Origin of the sequence: Bradyrhizobium sp. CCGB20 (assembly GCF_024199855.1) — a bacterium.
Lineage (GTDB): Bacteria > Pseudomonadota > Alphaproteobacteria > Rhizobiales > Xanthobacteraceae > Bradyrhizobium.
Window position 1 is genome coordinate 1,214,628 of record NZ_JANADN010000001.1, and the last position, 13,830, is coordinate 1,228,457.

The 13,830-nt window shown below is 65.1% G+C and carries 14 protein-coding genes; 6 read left to right on the top strand and 8 right to left on the bottom strand.

All coding sequences use genetic code 11. The features are described from left to right. Positions 1 to 149 precede the first annotated feature (149 nt). Positions 150 to 1,025 (top strand): UTP--glucose-1-phosphate uridylyltransferase GalU, encoded by an 876-nt coding sequence (galU, locus tag NLM15_RS05635; protein ID WP_254116050.1) that lies wholly within the window; start codon positions 150 to 152, stop codon positions 1,023 to 1,025. A 165-nt stretch (positions 1,026 to 1,190) separates the two neighbouring features. Here galU and NLM15_RS05640 read toward each other — a convergent pair whose 3' ends face one another. Beyond that, on the bottom strand, positions 1,191 to 2,687 hold the full coding sequence (locus tag NLM15_RS05640; RefSeq protein WP_254116051.1) for a diguanylate cyclase: 1,497 nt from the start codon (positions 2,685 to 2,687) through the stop codon (positions 1,191 to 1,193). 154 nt (positions 2,688 to 2,841) lie between these two features. Here NLM15_RS05640 and NLM15_RS05645 point away from each other — a divergent pair, with 154 nt between their 5' ends. Both NLM15_RS05645 and NLM15_RS05650 read left to right on the top strand, forming a co-directional pair. Beyond that, complete coding sequence (locus NLM15_RS05645; protein ID WP_254116052.1) at positions 2,842 to 3,099, top strand: hypothetical protein; 258 nt, start codon at positions 2,842 to 2,844, stop codon at positions 3,097 to 3,099. A gap of 52 nt (positions 3,100 to 3,151) precedes the next feature. Continuing rightward, positions 3,152 to 3,358: a hypothetical protein gene (locus NLM15_RS05650; protein WP_254116053.1), complete on the top strand. Its 207-nt coding sequence runs from the start codon at positions 3,152 to 3,154 to the stop codon at positions 3,356 to 3,358. Positions 3,359 to 3,794: 436 nt separating this feature from the next. Here NLM15_RS05650 and NLM15_RS05655 read toward each other — a convergent pair whose 3' ends face one another. The 3 genes from NLM15_RS05655 to NLM15_RS05665 all read right to left on the bottom strand — a co-directional run bounded on the left by NLM15_RS05655 (position 3,795) and on the right by NLM15_RS05665 (position 8,008). After that, positions 3,795 to 3,938: a hypothetical protein gene (locus tag NLM15_RS05655; RefSeq protein WP_254116054.1), complete on the bottom strand. Its 144-nt coding sequence runs from the start codon at positions 3,936 to 3,938 to the stop codon at positions 3,795 to 3,797. A 40-nt stretch (positions 3,939 to 3,978) separates the two neighbouring features. Then, entirely contained in the window at positions 3,979 to 6,855 is a 2,877-nt protein-coding gene (locus tag NLM15_RS05660; RefSeq protein WP_254116055.1) for an EAL domain-containing protein, read from the bottom strand. A 154-nt stretch (positions 6,856 to 7,009) separates the two neighbouring features. Continuing rightward, a complete protein-coding gene (locus tag NLM15_RS05665; protein ID WP_254116056.1) occupies positions 7,010 to 8,008 on the bottom strand; it encodes an NAD(P)H-quinone oxidoreductase in 999 nt (332 codons plus the stop codon). 111 nt (positions 8,009 to 8,119) lie between these two features. Between NLM15_RS05665 and NLM15_RS05670 the strand changes: the two genes are divergently transcribed. Together NLM15_RS05670 and NLM15_RS05675 are read left to right on the top strand one after the other, a co-directional pair. After that, positions 8,120 to 8,311 carry a DUF1192 domain-containing protein gene (locus NLM15_RS05670; RefSeq protein ID WP_254116057.1) on the top strand — a complete coding sequence of 64 codons (192 nt, stop codon included), beginning with the start codon at positions 8,120 to 8,122 and terminating at the stop codon, positions 8,309 to 8,311. Between the two features lie 561 nt (positions 8,312 to 8,872). Then, entirely contained in the window at positions 8,873 to 9,382 is a 510-nt protein-coding gene (locus NLM15_RS05675) for a DUF1465 family protein (protein WP_254116058.1), read from the top strand. 188 nt (positions 9,383 to 9,570) lie between these two features. Here NLM15_RS05675 and rpmE read toward each other — a convergent pair whose 3' ends face one another. Continuing rightward, on the bottom strand, positions 9,571 to 9,798 hold the full coding sequence (gene rpmE / locus NLM15_RS05680; protein ID WP_008137002.1) for a 50S ribosomal protein L31: 228 nt from the start codon (positions 9,796 to 9,798) through the stop codon (positions 9,571 to 9,573). A 202-nt stretch (positions 9,799 to 10,000) separates the two neighbouring features. On the opposite strand from rpmE, the gene NLM15_RS05685 reads away from it, so the two are divergent. Beyond that, a complete protein-coding gene (locus NLM15_RS05685; protein WP_254116059.1) occupies positions 10,001 to 11,851 on the top strand; it encodes an ABC transporter ATP-binding protein/permease in 1,851 nt (616 codons plus the stop codon). A gap of 160 nt (positions 11,852 to 12,011) precedes the next feature. Here NLM15_RS05685 and NLM15_RS05690 read toward each other — a convergent pair whose 3' ends face one another. The 3 genes from NLM15_RS05690 to NLM15_RS05700 form a co-directional block, all read right to left on the bottom strand. Next, positions 12,012 to 12,248, bottom strand: coding sequence for a hypothetical protein (locus tag NLM15_RS05690; protein ID WP_254116060.1), 237 nt, complete (start codon positions 12,246 to 12,248; stop codon positions 12,012 to 12,014). 87 nt (positions 12,249 to 12,335) lie between these two features. Next, positions 12,336 to 12,782: a GNAT family N-acetyltransferase gene (locus NLM15_RS05695; protein WP_254116061.1), complete on the bottom strand. Its 447-nt coding sequence runs from the start codon at positions 12,780 to 12,782 to the stop codon at positions 12,336 to 12,338. Beyond that, positions 12,782 to 13,810 (bottom strand): peptidoglycan -binding protein, encoded by a 1,029-nt coding sequence (locus NLM15_RS05700; RefSeq protein ID WP_254116062.1) that lies wholly within the window; start codon positions 13,808 to 13,810, stop codon positions 12,782 to 12,784. The genes NLM15_RS05695 and NLM15_RS05700 overlap by 1 nt, the downstream gene beginning before the upstream one ends. Between the last annotated feature and the right edge of the window lie 20 nt (positions 13,811 to 13,830).

Genomic DNA, 13,830 nt, shown 5'->3' on the forward strand with positions numbered 1-13,830 from the left:
GGTTGCCAATAGCTTAACAAAGGTGAAATTTTGGTGTCGGCCTTTTTCTCAACTCCGTGAGCGCGAGGCCCCACATCCGCCTTTGTTAGCGGCTGCAAACAGGCTAGCAAGATAGCATTGCTCCCTTCCTCAGGTATTCGATCGATCCCATGAAAATTCGCAAAGCCGTATTCCCCGTCGCCGGCCTCGGCACCCGCGTCCTGCCCGCCACCAAGGCGATGCCGAAGGAAATGCTGACCATCGTCGACAAGCCGCTGATCCAGTACGTCTATGACGAGGCGCGCGAAGCCGGCATCGAGCATTTCATCTTCGTCACCGGCCGCAACAAAAACGTCATCGAAGATCATTTCGACAAGATGTTCGAGCTCGACTCCACGCTGGCCGCGCGCGGCAAGAAGGCCGAGCAGGACATTTTGGCGCAGAACCAGCCGGAAGCCGGTGCCGTCAGCTTCACCCGCCAGCAGGCGCCGCTTGGCCTTGGCCACGCGGTCTGGTGCGCGCGCGACATCGTCGGCAACGAGCCGTTCGCGGTCGTGCTGCCCGACGAGCTCGTGCTCAACACCACCGGCTGCCTGAAGCAGATGATCGAGACGGCGTCATCGCTCGGCGAAAAATCCAACGTCATCGCGGTCGAGGCCGTGCCTGACCATCTCACCCATCAATACGGCATCTGCGGCGTCGGCAAGCGCACCGGCAAGATGTTCGAGGTCGACGGCATGGTCGAGAAGCCGGCCAAGGGCACCGCGCCCTCCAATCTCTCGATCACCGGCCGCTACATCCTGCAGCCGGAGATCTTCAAGATCCTGGAGACCCAGGAGCGCGGCGCCGGCGGCGAGATCCAGCTCACCGACGCCATGATTGGCCTCGCCAAGTCGCAGAAATTCTATGGCGTCGAGTTCGAGGGCGAGCGCCATGATTGCGGCTCCAAGCCCGGCTTCCTCCGCGCCAACATCGCCTACGGCCTGAAGCGGCCGGAGCTGCGTGACGGCTTGATCGCGGAGATGAAGAAGTATCTGGGGCAGTAAGCGTCACCGTCGTCCCTGCCTAGTGCGCAATTGCGCACGGGCGCAGGGACCCATACCGCGTGATCTATCGATCGCGTTAGGCAGAAGTACCGAACGACGAGTCTTCGCCAAACCACTCCCTGTGGTTATGGGTCCCGGCGTTCGCCGGGACGACACCGAGCAGCCTCACGCCACCAGCGACAGCTTCGGCAGGCTCGCGACCACGGACTGGTTGCGGCCGCCGGCTTTCGCCGCATAGAGCGCCTTGTCGGCGGCTTCGACCAGGATCGGCCAGTCCATGCCGGTGGTGGGAACGAGGCTCGCGATGCCGCACGAGACCGTCGACGTTGCCTGATCGTCGGACCAGCCCTGCACCTTGCCGCGGATCGTCTCGGCGACATTGAGGGCCTCGGCGGCCGAGGTGTTCGGCAGCAGCACCGCGAATTCCTCGCCGCCATAGCGCGCGGCGCAATCGCCGGCGCGGCTCACCGAATCGGAGATGCAGATGGCGATGCCGACCAGCACCTGGTCGCCGGCCTGGTGGCCGAAGGTGTCGTTGTAGGCCTTGAAGTGATCGGCATCGATCATCAGCAGCGCGACCGGCGTCTTCTGGCGTATCGCGCGCCGCCACTCGATGTCGATCAATTGATCGAACTTGCGGCGGTTCTTCAGGCCGGTGAGCGCGTCCGTCGTCGCCATCTCCTCGAGCTTGCGCTCGGCCTCGGCGCGCCGGCGGATCTCGCGGGCGAGCACCAGCGTCGAGGCCAGCATGAACAGGATGAGCGCCAGCACCACTGCGCCGATGCGGTAGGCTTCCTTCTGCCAGAGCTCGAACACGGCGGCCAGCGGCTTGCCTGCCACCACGAACAGCGGACCCGGGCCGGTGCTGCGGACGTAGAGGCGCGGCGTCGTGTCCACCGGGCCCTGGCCCGCATAGGACCCGCCGGCCTTGAGGTTGTCGGCCTTCCAGCTCTGCTGCGTCCCGAGATTCTTGCCGATGACGTCGAGATCGAACGGCCGCCGCATCATGATGGTGCGGTCGCGCTTGAGCACGGTGATGGTGTCGTCGGGATCGAGGTTCAGGCGCTCGAACAATTCGTGGAAATAGCTGAAGCGGATCGAGCCGGCGACGATCCCCATGAAGCCGCCGTCGGTGTCGCTGATGCGCCGGCTCAGCACGATGGAATAGGCGCCGCGGAACAGCATCGGGCGGCTGATGAAGAGGCCGGCGCCGGGATTCTCGCGATGAACCCTGAAGTAATCCTCCTCGCCCCGGTTCTCCGGCAGGGGATCGAGCGTGGAGGCGTCGATGGTCAGCCTGCCCTCCGCATCGAACACCTGGACGGCGCCGAAATGCCTCGCCGTGATCGCGTGATCGAACAGGATCAGGTGGCGGATCGGCTTCGACACCGTGCTGATCTCCGGCAGCAGCATGTTGCTGGCGACCGCCTTCAGGGCGAGATCGTAGATCTCGATGTTGCGGCTGATATCCGCCTCGATGGAGGTGGCCAGATTTTCCAGCGTCTGGCGCGCGAGGGCCTCCTCGCCGCGGCGCATGTCGAGCATGACGTTGACGCAAATGGCGGAAAAGCCGATCACCGTCACGACGGACGATATGATCAGCAGCTTCGCCGAAATGCGCCACGGCCGGCGGGCCATGACTTCGCGCCATCCAGACGACATCGCTTGCTCCCGACCTTAGTGGATGCACCCGAATGATTGCCCAGTGTTTAAGCCGGGACGGCGGTGCTGCAATGAGTTAAGAACTGGTTTAAGCAGCTAGCGTTTTTGAGCAGACCTCATTGCGCGGATCTGGACTTCGGACGAGAGGACGACTGTGAACGATTACGACGCGTTGCGCGATTATCTGATGCGGCACAAGCAGGCGGAATTCGTGCTGAGCTTCGAGCAGATCGAGGAGATCATCGGCGCGGCCCTGCCGCGCGCGGCGAACCGTGCCTCGTGGTGGGACAGCCTGCGCAGCCCCGACATCCAGATGCCGCAGCGCGAAGCCTGCCTCGCCGCGGGCTTCAAGGCGGTGCGGATGCCGGATGGCCAAAGCGTGCGGTTCACGAAGATGAAGACGAAGCGGTGAGGGCGCCGGCGTGGTCCTGCGCTGGCTGAGGGGCATTCTGGGGGCGGCCCTGATGGGTCTGGGCGCAATGTTCGCGCTCGCCTTCGAAGCCCGCTACTGGCGCTGGCGCGACTGCTTCAACGAGCTCGGCCGCTGCTACGATCCGGTCTCGCAGGATGTCTATCTCGAGCAGGCGGGTCTGGTGTGGGGCAGCCTTGCGGCGATCTCTCTGCTGGCGGGGCTAGGTCTGGTCGCGGGGCTGCGCCGCCGGCCGGGGTAGGTCAGCTGGTCGTCAACAGCCGCACCTTTTCCTGGGCTACCCCCACCCTGGCGCTGCCCCACAAGGGGGAGGCAACGCACTTCTGTCGGCGGGCTTGTCGGGTCTCATCTCATCACGCTCTAGCCCGGGCGTAGAACCGCAGCCTTTATTGCCGATTTCGGTACCAACGCTCCACATCGGCGTTCGCACGTATCAGACACTTGGTTGTCTGCCGGTCGCAGGAGCTCATGCATTTGTTCTGATGCCCCCGAAAATCGCCGGCCCCACCGGTAAAGTTGGCACATGTGCCAATGCAATTCGCGGATCGATCCTCACATCGCGCTGCTGTGACTGCTTCTGCCGATGAGGCGAGGAACACCCCGGTGCCTATGAGAATGATCGCGTGGATAAGTTGCCGTGTCATCCGAAACTCCTGGGAAAGAGGTGGGTGGTCTGCTCATTCCGGCCGGCTATGCTTGACGCGTGCGGGCACGCCGAGAACGACGGTGGCGAACCCAATCACCTCAATGATGAAAACCGTCTTGGATCGAATGCGCCATTTTTGGCGGCGGCTGAGCGCCAGTCCATTGATCTGGATCAAGCGCGGAACCATCGGGCAATCAACGCCCTGTCTGAAGCGATCAGCTCGCCGCTTCCAGCCGGACTTCCGTCAGCAGGCGCATCGCCGCGTCCGCATCCATCGGCTCGCCGAAGGCAAAGCCCTGCGCGTATTCGCAGCCCATCTGGTAGAGCTCGACCGCGTCGGAATCGGTCTCGGCGCCTTCCGCGACCACGTCCATGCCGAGGTCGTGCGCGAGCGCGATGATCGACTTCAGGATCACCGGGCGGGTGCCGCGGTTGGTGGTGCGCACGAAGGACTGGTCGATCTTGATCGTGTCGAACGGGAAACGCTGGAGGTAGGCCAGCGAGGAATGCCCGGTGCCGAAATCGTCGAGCGACAGCCCGGTGCCGAGCTCGCGGATGCGCGTCAGCATCTGGGCCGCGTGCTCCGGGTTCTCCATCACCAGCGATTCCGTCAATTCCAGCTTCAGCGTGCCGCGTGCCACCGAGGAGCGCGACAGCACGGTGCGAATGTCGTGGATCAGATCGTGGCGCAGCAATTGCCGCGAGGACACGTTCACGCTTGCGAAGATCGGCTCGCGCGAGCGCATCGCGCGCTGCCAGATCGAGAGCTGCTTGGCAGTCTGGTCGAGCACGAACATGCCGAGGTCGACGATCAGCCCGGTCTCTTCCGCGATGCTGATGAATTCCGACGGCGCCATGCGACCGAGCTTCGGGTGATCCCAGCGCGCCAGCGCCTCGAAACCGGCGATCGAACGATCTTCCAGCCGCACGATCGGCTGGTACAGGATCGTGAGCTCCTGCCGCTCGATGGCGCGGCGCAGCTCGCTCTCCAGCGTCAGGCGGTCGGTCTTTCGCGCGCGCATCGCGGGCTTGTAGACGTCGATGCGGTCGCCGCCGATGCGCTTGGAATGATACATCGCCAGCTCAGCGTCCTTGATGATCTCGTCGGTGAGCTGGACTTGCGGGTCGGACAGCGCGAGCCCGATCGAGGCCGTGAGAAAGATCTCGCGGTCGTTGAAGGCGATCGGGGCGCGGATGGTCTTGCGGATGGTCTCGGCGAAGGCGGTGATGCGGGCGGGGTCCTGCTCCGAGAGCAGGATCAGGCCGAACTGGTCGCCGGCAAGCCGCGCCAGCGTGTCCTGCGGCTTCAGGATGCGGGTGAGGCGGCGGGCCAGCGTCAGCAGGATCGAGTCGCCGACCGCGATGCCGACGGAATCGTTGACCTGCTTGAAGCGGTCGAGGTCGATCACCATCAGCGTCGGCCGCAGCGTCGGCATGGTCTTGGCGAAATGCGCGACAGCACCCAGCCGGTCCATGAACAGCTTGCGGTTGGGCAGGCCGGTGAGGTTGTCATGCACGGAATCGTGCAGCAGGCGCTCCTCGGCATTGCGCAGCTCGGTGACGTCGGTGAGCGTGCCGACCACGCGCGAGACCTCGCCGTCCGAGCCGACCACCGGGCGCGCCTTCAGCGCGAACCACATGAAATGGCCGTCCGGCGTGCGCAGGCGGAAATCCTGCACCAGGCGGCCGCGGCGCTGGTCGAGCACGCTGTCCAGCGCGGCGCGGAAGCGGTCCTGGTCGAGCGGATGCAGCACCTCGAGCCACGACGCGGCCGGGCCTTCCAGCGTGCCGCGCTTGAGGCCGAGCAGGGCCTCGGTTTCGGGGCTGGTGAAAACCTTGTCGGCGGAGACGTCCCAGTCCCAGATCAGATCGCCGGAACCGGCCAGCGCCAGCGCCCGCCGCTCGATGTCGGAGACGACGCCCGTGGTGGCGCCGCCGCCGGCAAAGGCGTGCTGCATCACCGTGAAGCCGATCAGCATCACGATCAGCACGAGGCCGCCGAGCAGGGCCGGGCCGACGATGTCGTTGGTGACGGAGCCCGCGACCGTCATGCCGGCCGCGACCACCCAGACCACCAGCAGGAACCAGGTCGGGATCAGCAGCACGGCGCGGTCGAAGCCGTGGGTGGAGAGATAGACGATCAGTGCGAAGCCGGCGAAGGCGATCAGTACCAGCGAGATGCGCGCGATGCCGGAGGCCACGGCCGGATCGAACAAGGCGAGCGCGACGAGGGAGCCCAGGAACGCGAGCCAGCCCACGGTGATGTGCGAATAGCGCACGTGCCATCGACTGAGGTTGAGATAGGCGAACAGGAACACCAGCAGCGTCGCCGCCAGGATCGCCTCACCCGCCGCGCGCCAGATGCGCTCGGCGTTGTTCGACATGTCGAGCACCTTGCCCCAGAAGCCGAAATCGACGCCGATATAGACCAGCACCGCCCAGGCCAGCGCCGCAGCGGCCGGGAACATGATGCTGCCCTTCACCACGAAGAGGATGGTCAGCACCAGCGCAAGCAGGCCGGAGATTCCGATCACGATGCCCTGGTACAGCGTGAACGAGTTGACCTTGTCCTTGTAGGCTTCCGGCTCCCACAGATAGAGCTGCGGCAGCTTGTCGGTGCGCAGCTCGGCGACGAAGGTGACGACGGCGCCGGGGTCGAGCGTGACGCGGAAGACGTCGGCGGTTGCACTTTCCTGACGCTCGGGCCGATCGCCGATCGAGGGCGTGATGGTCGCGATGCGCGACAGGCCGAGGTCGGGCCACAACAGGCCCGAGGACACGATGCGGTAATGCGGGGCGACGATCAGGCGGTCGAGCTGGTCGTCGGTGTTGTTGGCGAGCGCGAACACGATCCAGTTCTGGCCGCCTTCGCGGGCGCGCACCTCGATGCGGCGGACGATGCCGTCGGTGCCGGGTGCTGTAGAGACCTGGATGCGGTCGGCGTCACTGCGCTGATGCTCGAGCACGCCGGTGAGGTCGATCGCGGGCGCGTCACCGCGGACGCTGACGGCATCGAGCGCTCGCGCCGGGGACGCGGCGACGAGAATCATGAGGCCCAGCGCTATGGGCGCGAGGCACCTGATCAGACGCAAGGTCAGTTCTCCGCGTTCGACGCAAACTCTTCAGTGAAGGATCGTCAGTGCAAGGCGTTTTCCGAACGGAACAAGATGGTTCGGCGCGTCGCGATAGATGCCACGAAAGCGAGGAAAATCAAAGGGTTTCCGCCTTGCTCTGTGGGCCGCTGGCCTAGACCTCCAACACAATTTTGCCAATATGTGCCGAGGTCTCCATGCGCCGGTGCGCATCGGATGCCTTTTCCAGCGGGAAAGTGCTGTCCATCAGCGGCTTGACGCGGCCTTCGCGCAGCAGCGGCATCACTTTCGCCTCGATTGCGGCCACCATCGCCGCCTTGTCCGCATTACTACGGGGGCGCAGCGTCGAGCCGGTATGGGTCAGGCGCTTCACCATCACCTTGGCGATGTTGACGCTGACCTTGGGGCCGTTGAGCGTCGCGATTTGCACGATGCGGCCGTCGACCGCGGCAGCGTCATAGTTGCGGTCGACATATTCGCCGGCAACCATGTCGAGGATCAGATTGACGCCCGCCTTGTTCGTCTCGGCCTTGACCACCTCCACGAAGTCCTCGGTCTTGTAGTTGATGGCCCGGTCGGCCCCGAGCTTGAGGCATGCATCGATCTTGTCCTGCGATCCCACGGTGACGAACACCTTCGCGCCGAAGGCTTTCGCAAGCTGGATCGCCATGGTGCCGATGCCGGAGGAGCCGCCATGGATCAGCAGCGTCTCGCCGGCCTTCAGGCCGCCGCGCTCGAACACGTTGTGCCAGACCGTCATCAGGGTTTCCGGCAGCGCGCCGGCTTCCTTGATCGACAGCGCCGGCGGCACGCTCATCGCCTGGGCGTCCTGAGCGATGCAGTACTGCGCATAGCCGCCGCCGGCGACCAGCGACATCACGGTGTCGCCGACCTTGTGCCGCTTGGCGTTGCTGCCGACGGCGACCACTTCGCCGGCGATCTCGAGGCCGGGCAGGTCGCTGGCGCCGGGCGGCGGCGGATAGGCGCCGGAGCGCTGCGCCACGTCGGGCCGGTTGACGCCTGCGGCCTGCACCTTGACCAGGATCTCGTCCGGACCGGGCTGCGGCAGCGCCCGTTGTTCCGGCACCAGCACCTCCGGTCCGCCGGGCTTGGAGATGGCGACCACGGTCATTTGCGCGGGCAGCTTGTCCATGATGTGTCCTTGAGCAAAGGTGCGGGATGAAACGAGGCCATTGCTTAGCCAGCGCGGTCCAGACTGGCAACCGCTTCAGCCGCTTGTGATGCGAACGCAGGAGGAACGACGATGCCGACGGAAGACGACGATAAGCCGCGCAAGAAGATCAGCCATGAAATCGGACAGGATCTCTCACTGTTGTCGGTCGAGGAACTGACCGAGCGCGTCGCCCTGCTGAACACCGAGATCGCCAGGCTGGAAGAAGCCGCCACCAGGAAGCGCGCCTCGCGCGATGCGGCGGATAGTTTTTTCAAGAAGTAGGGTCGGCTCTGGTTTGAAGCTGGCCAACTGCACGGTCCTCATCTTGAGGAGGCTGCGCAGCGGTCGTCTCGAAGGATGGCCACGGGTGACGTCGGGGCCTGCATGTTTCGCCCGGCGATGCGCAGCATCGTCCGGAGACGCGCGCGATGCGCGCTCCTCACCATGAGGGGATAGCGCTTCGCTCGCCGGCCACTTTGTTCCGCAGCGCACTCGGCCACTGAACGACATGGCTAACGAACCCTCAAAAAATTAGTTCGTTTACTCGCGATTAAGCTTTCGGGTTTATGACTGGAACTGTCCTCGTTTGGACACCGAGTGGCTCCTGTCCACTCTGTTTGACGCCTCCCTGTTATCAACTTTCAAAGCCGCCGGTCTCCGGCGGCTCTTTTTTTGCGCCTGCTTCGTTTTTGCGTCTCGTTCCGGTTGAATTCTGAGGAAAGACCCGCGGAAACCATATCCGCGCTTGTCGCTGGACTCCGCGCTCCCAGCGCGCAATGATTTGTTCATCATAAGCCGGCGCCAAAGCCGGACAGGTAAACAGTTGCGTAAGGGGCGTTAACCATGGAACGTTTGCAAGCCGAAGGTGCTCTCGTTCAACTCAGCGAGCGATTCACCAATTCTGCGGCGTTCGGCGTCCTGTTTCGTGAGGGCATGGACCTCGTCGAGGAGACCGCCGCCTATCTCGATGGCGCCGGCCGCAGCGAGGCCAAGGCGCTCGATCGCGCCGTCAGCCTCACCTATGCGACCGAGAGCATGCGTCTGACCACCCGCCTGATGCAGCTGGCCTCGTGGCTGCTGCTGCACCGCGCGGTGAAGGAAGGCGAGATGACGCTGGTCCAGGCCAATCGCGAGAAGACCAAGGTCAAGCTCACCGCCGCCGATCCCGGCCCGTCCGACACCATCGAGAAGCTGCCCTCGCAGCTCCAGGACCTGATCCATCGCTCGATGAGCCTGCAGACCCGCGTGCGCCGCCTCGACACCACCATCCACACCCCGCCGGTCGAATACGTGGCGATCGGCAACCCGCTGGTGCCGCAGCTCAACGCGCTGAAGGCCGCGTTCGAGCGGTAAGCTCACCGGTGCCGTAGGGTGGGCAAAGGCGCAACGCGCCGTGCCCACCATCTCTCTCAATCGCGGAAACTGCGTGGGCACGCTTCGCTTTGCCCACCCTACGGCTCCTCGGTCCTGGTCTAGATCCCTCAAAACAAAAACGCCCCCGGTCTGCCGGGGGCGTTTTTCGTTCCAGCCTTGCGGCGGGATCAATCCTTTTTGAGAAAGCCCGAAAACTTCTTCTGGAAGCGCGAGACGCGGCCGCCGCGATCGAGCATCTGGGCGTTGCCGCCGGTCCAGGCCGGGTGCGACTTCGGGTCGATGTCGAGGTTCAGCGTGTCGCCTTCCTTGCCCCAGGTGGAGCGGGTCAGGTACTCGGTTCCGTCGGTCATCACGACCTTAATCGTATGATAATTCGGATGAATTTCGGCTTTCATGGCAATTCCTAGGGCGCCCGGCGCCTTGCTTGAGTGGCTATCGAATGACGGATTTGGCGGGGTCTATACCCCAGCGGACCCCTTAAAACAAGCCATTGTGGGCAAAGCAGAACCGGGCCGCCCCCTAAGGGACATCCCGGATTTGCCACTCCCCCTGCACCGGCCTATGTGGAGCTAACTTGTCTCCCTTGGGTCCGATCTCATGAGCGCTGTGGAACGGCTTGACGACCAGTATCGCGACGAACGCGACACCGCGCCGGCGGAGGCCCCGTCAATCGAAGTCGAGCTGATCGAGCAGCCTGCCAAGGGCCGCGCCAAGCTGCGGCCGCTGCTCGCGCTCGCGCCCTATGTGGCCCGCTATCGCGGCCGCGCCGCGCTGGCCTTCGTCGCCCTCACGGTCGCGGCGCTGACGACGCTGCTGGTGCCGGTCGCGGTGCGCCGGATGATCGATTTCGGCCTGACGCCTGAGGGCATCGCGCTGATCAACAGCTACTTCTCGGTGATGATCGCGGTCGTGGCCGTGCTCGCGCTCGCAAGCGCGGCGCGCTACTACCTCGTGATGACGATCGGCGAGCGCATTGTCGCCGATCTCCGCCGCGACGTCTTCGCCCATCTGCTCTCGCTCTCGCCGGCCTTCTTCGATTCCGCGCGCAGTGGCGAGCTGGTGTCGCGGCTCACGGCCGACACCACCCAGATCAAATCCGCGGTCGGCGCCTCCGTCTCGATCGCGCTGCGCAACCTGATGATGTTCTTCGGTGCCACCGCGATGATGGTGATCACCAGCCCGCGTCTCTCCGGTTTCGTGCTGCTCGCCATTCCCCTGATCGTGCTGCCGCTGGTCGCCTTCGGACGCTGGGTGCGGCGGCTGTCGCGCAATGCGCAGGACACGCTTGCGGACGCTTCCGCCTATGCGGCCGAGCTGGTCGGCGCGATCCGCACCGTGCAGGCCTATACCAGCGAGGGGCTTGCCGAGAAGCGGTTCGGCGGCGAGGTCGAGCAGGCCTATGAAGCCGCGCGCACCTCGACGCAGGCGCGTGCCGTGCTCACCGCCATCGTCATCTTCATCGTGTTCGCAAGCGTGGTCGGCATCCTCTGGATCGGCTCGCACGACGTGCTGATCGGCACGATCTCGCCGGGTCGTCTCGGCCAGTTCGTGCTCTATGCGGCCTTCGCCGCGGCCGGCCTCGGCCAGCTCAGCGAGGTCTGGGGCGAGGTCTCGGCTGCCTCCGGCGCGGCCGAGCGCCTGTTCGAGATCCTGCATGTGCAGCCCGAGATCAAGGCGCCCGTATCACCGCGCGCACTGCCGGTGCCGGCGCGCGGCGAGGTCGGTTTCGATCAAGTCAGCTTCGCTTATCCGGCGCGGCCCGACGTCAATGTGCTCGATGCCGTATCGTTTGCGGTGCGGCCCGGCGAGAAAGTTGCGATCGTCGGCCCGTCCGGCGCCGGCAAGAGCACCATCTTTCACCTCCTGCTGCGCTTCTACGATCCGAGGGGCGGTGCGATCTCGCTCGACGGCGTGCCGGTCAAGTCCGCCGACCCGCGCGACTTCCGCTCGCGCATCGCGCTGGTGCCGCAGGAATCGAACGTGTTCGCCGCGAGCGCCCGCGAGAACATCCGCTTCGGCCGGCCCGATGCGACCGATGCCGAGGTCGAGCGCGCCGCCGAGCTCGCGCATGCCACCGAGTTCATCCGCCGCCTGCCCGAAGGCTTCGACACTCCGCTCGGCGAACGTGGCGTGACGCTCTCCGGCGGCCAGCGCCAGCGTATCGCGATCGCACGCGCCATCCTGCGTGATGCGCCGCTGCTGCTGCTCGACGAAGCCACCTCCGCACTCGATGCCGAAAGCGAGACGCTGGTGCAGACCGCGCTGGAAGAGCTGATGAGCCACCGCACCACCCTGGTGATCGCGCATCGCCTCGCCACTGTCCTCTCCTGCGACCGCATCCTGGTGATGGACCAGGGCAAGATCGTCGAGCAGGGCACGCATGCCGAGCTGGTGGCCGCGAACGGGCTCTATGCGCGGCTGGCGAGGTTGCAGTTCGAGGGCGCGTGAGGCGGCCGGAGCCGCCATGTTCACACGTCCCACGATCCCGTCATTGCGAGCGAAGCGAAGCAATCCAGACTACTTCTGCGGAAGGATTCTGGATTGCTTCGTCGCAAGGGCTCCTCGCAATGACGTTGGAGAGGGCTTCGCACCACGCCGTCGAGCAGGTCTACCGGCACTTCGGCGACAGCGTCGGCACGTTCGGCCACAGCCAGTTCTTCCAGCTCCCGTCTTCACCGACGCAGGCCGATGACGCAGGGCCGATCGTTGGATCGGGGCTGCTCGTCGAGGCAGGCGCGCTCGCCGCCGCAGCAAAGCGCTGGTCGACATAGGTCGTCGACAAAAATCCGGCGACGATGACGCCCAGAAAGACCGAAGACCCCTTGGCCAGGTCGCTCAGCCGCATCGATCGTCTCCATTCGCCTGCCATCACTGGGACAACGAATAACCGACGCGAGAAGATCCCTGCGTGACAGGCGTCACCCCGCCAGAATCACGCCCGCCATGCCATCTTCAGCACCGGCCGTCCCGAGGTCGGGTTCACATCGTCGCCGGCATGCGCAAAGCCGTTGCGCTCGTAGAAGCGGATGGCGCGGGTGTTGTCCTTGTTGACGAGCAGCGTGATGCCCGACGGCGACAGGCGCTTGGCCTCGTCGACCAGCAGCCGCGCCGCGTCCGAGCCCCAGTGATCGGGATCGACCACGAGCTGGTCGAGATAGCCTTCGCCGTCGATGGTCACGAAGCCGGTCAGCACGCCGTCCTGTTCGGCGACCACGATCGAGGCGTTCGGCACCAGATCCTTGCGCCAGCGCTCGCGCCACCATTCCAGCCGCGCGGCAAAATCGATCTGCGGATAGGCCTGCTGCCAGGTGCGATGCCAGAGGTCGATCGAGGCGGTTTCGTCCTCTGGGCGGTAGGGGCGGAGGTGGAGCGCGCTCACTACCGCTCCGTCAGCTTCAGCTCGATGCGGCGATTGCGCTTGTAGGCTTCTTCCGTGTTGCCGGGGTCGAGCGGCTGGAATTCGCCGAAGCCGGCCGCGACGAGGCGCTGGGCGGGCACGCCGAGCGAGATCAGATACTGCACCACCGAGATCGAGCGGGCCGCAGACAGGTCCCAGTTCGACTTGAAGTTCGCACCACTGACGGGGCGTATGTCGGTGTGGCCGTCGACGCGCAGCACCCAGGGGATATCGCTCGGGATCTTCTTGTCGAGCTCAATCAGCGCGGCTGCCAAAGTGTCGAGCTCGGCGCGGCCCTCGGGCAGTAGCACCGCCTGTCCGGTGTCGAAGAACACTTCGGACTGGAACACGAAGCGGTCGCCGACGATGCGGATGTCGGGACGGTTGCCGAGGATGGCGCGCAGGCGGCCGAAGAACTCCGAGCGGTAGCGCGACAATTCCTGCACGCGCTGCGCCAAAGCGACATTGAGGCGGGACCCCAGATCGGCGATGCGATTCTGCGATTCCTTGTCGCGCTTTTCAGAGGCGTCGAGTGCCTCCTCCAGCGCCGCCAGTTGCCGCCGCAGCGCGCTGATCTGCTGGTTCAGCACCTCGATCTGCGCCAGTGCCCGCGTCGAGACCGCCTTCTCCGAGTCCAGCGCCTTGCCGAGCTCCGAGGTCTTGCCTTGCGCATCGTTGCCGGCGGCAGCGAGGCCGTCATAGAGGCCCTTGATGCGATCACGCTCGGTCTCGGCCGACGCGAGGCCCGCCTTCAGGGAGGAGACCTGGTCGTCGAGCGTAAGCTTGCCGAGCTTTTCCAGCGACAGGAGCTCGTTGAGTTGCGCGATCTTGGCGTTGAGCTGCTCCAGCGCCTTGTCCTTGCCGGTGACCTCCTGCGACAGGAAGAACTGCACGACCAGGAATACCGACAGCAGGAACACGATCGACAGCACCAGCGTCGACAGCGCGTCGACGAATCCGGGCCAGTAGTTGAAGGCGCCGTCGCTGCGGCGGCCGCGCGCTAGAGCCATTGTCGCCTCTCGATGTTAAG

Excerpts from the sequence above, each read along its gene's own strand:
- galU (WP_254116050.1), top strand. The coding sequence starts at position 150 with ATGAAAATTCGCAAAGCCGTATTCCCCGTCGCCGGCCTCGGCACCCGC.
- NLM15_RS05700 (WP_254116062.1), bottom strand. The coding sequence starts at position 13,810 with ATGGCTCTAGCGCGCGGCCGCCGCAGCGACGGCGCCTTCAACTACTGG.
- rpmE (WP_008137002.1), bottom strand. The coding sequence starts at position 9,798 with ATGAAAGCCGAAATTCATCCGAATTATCATACGATTAAGGTCGTGATG.
- NLM15_RS05665 (WP_254116056.1), bottom strand. The coding sequence starts at position 8,008 with ATGGACAAGCTGCCCGCGCAAATGACCGTGGTCGCCATCTCCAAGCCC.
- NLM15_RS05650 (WP_254116053.1), top strand. The coding sequence starts at position 3,152 with ATGGGTCTGGGCGCAATGTTCGCGCTCGCCTTCGAAGCCCGCTACTGG.
- NLM15_RS05670 (WP_254116057.1), top strand. The coding sequence starts at position 8,120 with ATGCCGACGGAAGACGACGATAAGCCGCGCAAGAAGATCAGCCATGAA.
- NLM15_RS05690 (WP_254116060.1), bottom strand. The coding sequence starts at position 12,248 with ATGCGGCTGAGCGACCTGGCCAAGGGGTCTTCGGTCTTTCTGGGCGTC.
- NLM15_RS05685 (WP_254116059.1), top strand. The coding sequence starts at position 10,001 with ATGAGCGCTGTGGAACGGCTTGACGACCAGTATCGCGACGAACGCGAC.
- NLM15_RS05675 (WP_254116058.1), top strand. The coding sequence starts at position 8,873 with ATGGAACGTTTGCAAGCCGAAGGTGCTCTCGTTCAACTCAGCGAGCGA.
- NLM15_RS05640 (WP_254116051.1), bottom strand. The coding sequence starts at position 2,687 with ATGTCGTCTGGATGGCGCGAAGTCATGGCCCGCCGGCCGTGGCGCATT.